Origin of the sequence: Microcystis sp. M109S1, assembly GCF_020247025.1 — a bacterium.
GTDB lineage: Bacteria > Cyanobacteriota > Cyanobacteriia > Cyanobacteriales > Microcystaceae > Microcystis.
In genome coordinates, this window is record NZ_JADBRW010000233.1 from 1 (window position 1) to 3550 (window position 3550).

Here is a 3550-nt window from a genome sequence, read left to right on the forward strand (position 1 = left end):
AAATAGGCTTTTCGAGGGTAATTCTTGTTTTAATTCTCCATGTACGCAGTCTTTAAAAGCCTCTATTTCGTTCCAAGACACGATTAAGAGTGGCTTTTAGGCTAAGTATAATTACTCATCGCGTAAGTGAGATGCTCCCCTCTTGCAAGAGTGCCTCTTGCCTCGTCTCAACAAGCAATTTAAATTACGAACAGCTTAGTGCATTTATGTTAGTATAACATCAGGAGGGAAAAATACAATGTATAGATGCCAGCAAAATCTAATGAGCATGGATAAACATTTAAAGGCTATCCTTGAGTTCATTTGTGCTGAGTCTCATAAGCTGACTAACTGTGGAATTTATTATGCACGTCAACTTTATTTCAAAACCCAGAAAATTATTGGCAAATTTGATTTAGAGAAAGAGTATAAAAACAACAAACACTATCAAGTTTTATCCTCTCAGGCAGCACAGCAAATACTTAGAAGTGTTGCTGAGTCATTTAAATCATTTAAAGAGCTAAACCAGAAATATAGAAAGGGAGAGTTAACAGATGAGCCTCATCTACCTAAATACATAAAAAAAGAAGGTCTGTTCCTTGTCACTTATCCCAAGCAAGCCCTAAAATGGGTTGATAATCAAATTAGAATCCCTTTAGGAAAAACTGTTAAGCAATGGTTTGGACTTGATAGCTTCTATTTGCCAATGACCTCCAATTTGAGGTTTCAAGAAATTAAGGAATTAAGAATACTGCCCAGAAATCATTGTTTTTATGTTGAGTTTGTTTATGAGAGTAAACCAGTCGAGATTGAGGTCAATCCCGATAATGTGCTAGATTTAGATCTGGGTTTAAACAATTGGCTAACAGGAGTTTCTAGTCTTGGTACTAGCTTTGTCATTGATGGAAGGCATCTTAAGTCTGTTAATCGTTGGTACAACAAACAGGTAGCTACTCTCAAAGAAGGAAAACCTCAAGGATTTTGGTCAACTCAACTCGCTAAAATCACAGAAAAGCGTAATCGACAAATAAGAGATGCTGTTAATAAAGCAGCTAGACTTGTTATTAATCACTGTCTTGAGCATCAAAGGAACAAAGACCAAAAGACGGAAAGTAATTTAGGCAAAAAGAACCATCAATCTTTTGTTTCAATTCCGACACCAAAACTCAAAGAACGCATTAGACAATTGTGTGAACAGTGTGGGATTAAGTTTATTGAAACAGAAGAAAGTTATACCTCAAAAGCTTCATTCTTAGACAATGACTCGCTACCTAAATTTGGTGAAAAACCCGCAGGGTGGCAACCATCAGGAAAGAGAACAAAAAGAGGATTGTATCGGACTGCTCAAAATCAGTATATTAATGCTGATGCTAATGGGGCAGCTAACATAATTCGGAAAGTAAGAACAACAATTAATTTTGATTTAAGTCGAGTGTCTAGGGGCGTTTGGACTCGTCCCCAGAAATTCAAGTGCTGGTCAGCTAAAAAGACGCGAAGTCCGCTGAGAATCCTCCGTCATTTATGGGTCGGAGAAGTCAAAAAAACTTTTATTATGGAGGACAACTACTCGTGCTATACCTTGCAGAAGTAAAAAAACAGACTAGAGGTTTTATCGGTGGTTACAAAACCGAATTGAAACTATTGGCCTGTCAGCATAATGATCAGACGTGGAGTGCCATACCGGGGGAAGATATCTTAACCTACGACGAAACTAACTCCCTGGGTGAAGGTGCGCTTCTCTTGGTAAATTTGAGCAATAATCGTCAACTGCAAGGAAACCCGGAATTAGCGGGAGCGGAGATGGTGCGGCAACTGCAAAAGATTTCCCGTTTGATGGAGCGCAGCAAGAAAGATCAAGAGAAAATCGAGCAGTGGAAACAATCCCTCACCTATCAAACCGAGATTCTCAACCGCCAGAAAATGGAAATGGAGACAAGAATCGAGCAAATTGAACAAATAGAGGCAGAATTCGAGTATTTAGAGCGCAAAAGACAAGAACTGGAAACCCTAAAACAACAATTAAACGAGCAACAGCGACACCTGGAAGAAGGACAAATAAATTGTAACTCCTACCCCAATCTTTCCCCAGAAAAACAACAATTTATTCGCTCTCTAGCGGAGCGTTTAGCTAATAATCATGATCGGGGCAATTCTCCCTCACAAATTATCCATTCCACTCTTGAATCTGTGCAGGAACAACAGACAATTTTAAATAGTTGTTGGCAGAGTTTAGAGGAGCAGAAAAAAGCTGTAGAAAATCGTCAGGTCGCCAACGATGAAATGCTCGATTATCTCGAACAAAGAGCTAGGGAATTACAGACGAGTCGCAATGCTTTGGAAACGGCTAAAATACAATTACAAATACAAGAAACTGTTCTGAGTCAAAAACAGGAATTATTCGAGCGCCTTAACCTCACCCTACAAACCACTGATTCTACTCGACAAATGCTCCTTCGTCTCCTGCAAGGGGAAGAACTAGATTTTGATGGTAAAATCGATCTAGAAGCTCTTGAAAAAATGCCTTTAGAAGAATTGGAGAGCTTAGTTAAGAACTTACAAACAGACCTCAAGCGCTGGGAAATTTTTGTCAACGACCAAGAGGAAGAATTAACTCTCCAATGCCAAACCGTGGAAGAATTAGAAGCAAGAATGGCCACAATAGATGAATCCGAGCGAGCTAATTTAGAAGAAGAATTAGCCGAGGAACAGGAAAAAAAAGGAATGCTGGCGGCAACTTTGGTCGGACAAAGACGTAATCTCCACGAAAGGCAAGCTATTCGCTCTCAACATCTGAAAATTCTGCAACGGAGACAGGGAATTTTATCCCCAGAAGATGCCCAAAAATGTAGCTTTGAACCATTGTTAATTCTGTTGGCCGATAGTTATCAAAATAATCTCCAAGAAAGTCAACGTTTAGCAGCAGAAATCAAGGGACTACAAGAGGATTTACAAAAAAGCAGCGATAGTATTGACGGTCAATGGTCGGATTTAGAGCAAAAAACTCGTGAATTTGAAGAACAGGAGCGACAATGGCGCGATGCTAATCTGGTATTAGTGCGTTTAAAAACTCAGGTACAACAGTACGAAACTTTCCTGCAACCCGTGCAGGATCAACTCGATCAAATCCGTCAAAAACTAGAAACTATTTCCCAGTGGTTGATGCCTATGGAATCTAATGGTAGTGCCTATCATTACGCTATTAACAGTTAGGCTTAATTAGGGCTTCCTGAACAAATAATACAGGGCAATCTGGACATAGATTTCGCCGTTTTTGCCGTTAACGGAGGCAGGGGGCAGCAGGCAGGGGGCAGCAGGCCGTTTTTGTAACGGGGATTTATGCCCCGCTCCAAAAACTTTTCGCCTTAAGGCGAGGTTTTAGACCCGATTTTTCCGATAACTTTTATAGCTTTTTATCTATGGATAAAATAATTTATAGCGTTTCCTAAGCTAGTGAGGTACACCTATTTTTCTTCCCTTTTGCCTTTTGCCTTTTGCCTAAAACCCATAACTTTTGTACCTCAGCAGACTGAAAAACGCTATAGAAAAATGCTATAAATTATATAATCTAAGA

The 3550-nt window shown here is 39.6% G+C and carries 2 protein-coding genes; both read left to right on the forward strand.

Annotated elements, in window-relative coordinates; genetic code table 11:
* Positions 1–238: 238 nt before the first annotated feature.
* On the forward strand, positions 239–1570 hold the full coding sequence (locus IM322_RS11685) for an RNA-guided endonuclease InsQ/TnpB family protein (RefSeq protein WP_287675835.1): 1332 nt from the start codon (positions 239–241) through the stop codon (positions 1568–1570).
* The gene (gene hmpF, locus IM322_RS11690; protein ID WP_287675836.1) at positions 1549–3189 is read left to right on the forward strand and encodes a pilus motility taxis protein HmpF; all 1641 of its coding nucleotides are present in this window, start codon (positions 1549–1551) and stop codon (positions 3187–3189) included. Before IM322_RS11685 ends, hmpF begins: the two co-directional genes overlap by 22 nt.
* The last annotated feature ends 361 nt before the right edge of the window (positions 3190–3550 follow it).

What these genes read in the sequence shown, in the direction of transcription:
- IM322_RS11685 (WP_287675835.1), top strand. Translation starts at nt 239, where the DNA reads ATGTATAGATGCCAGCAAAATCTAATGAGCATGGATAAACATTTAAAG.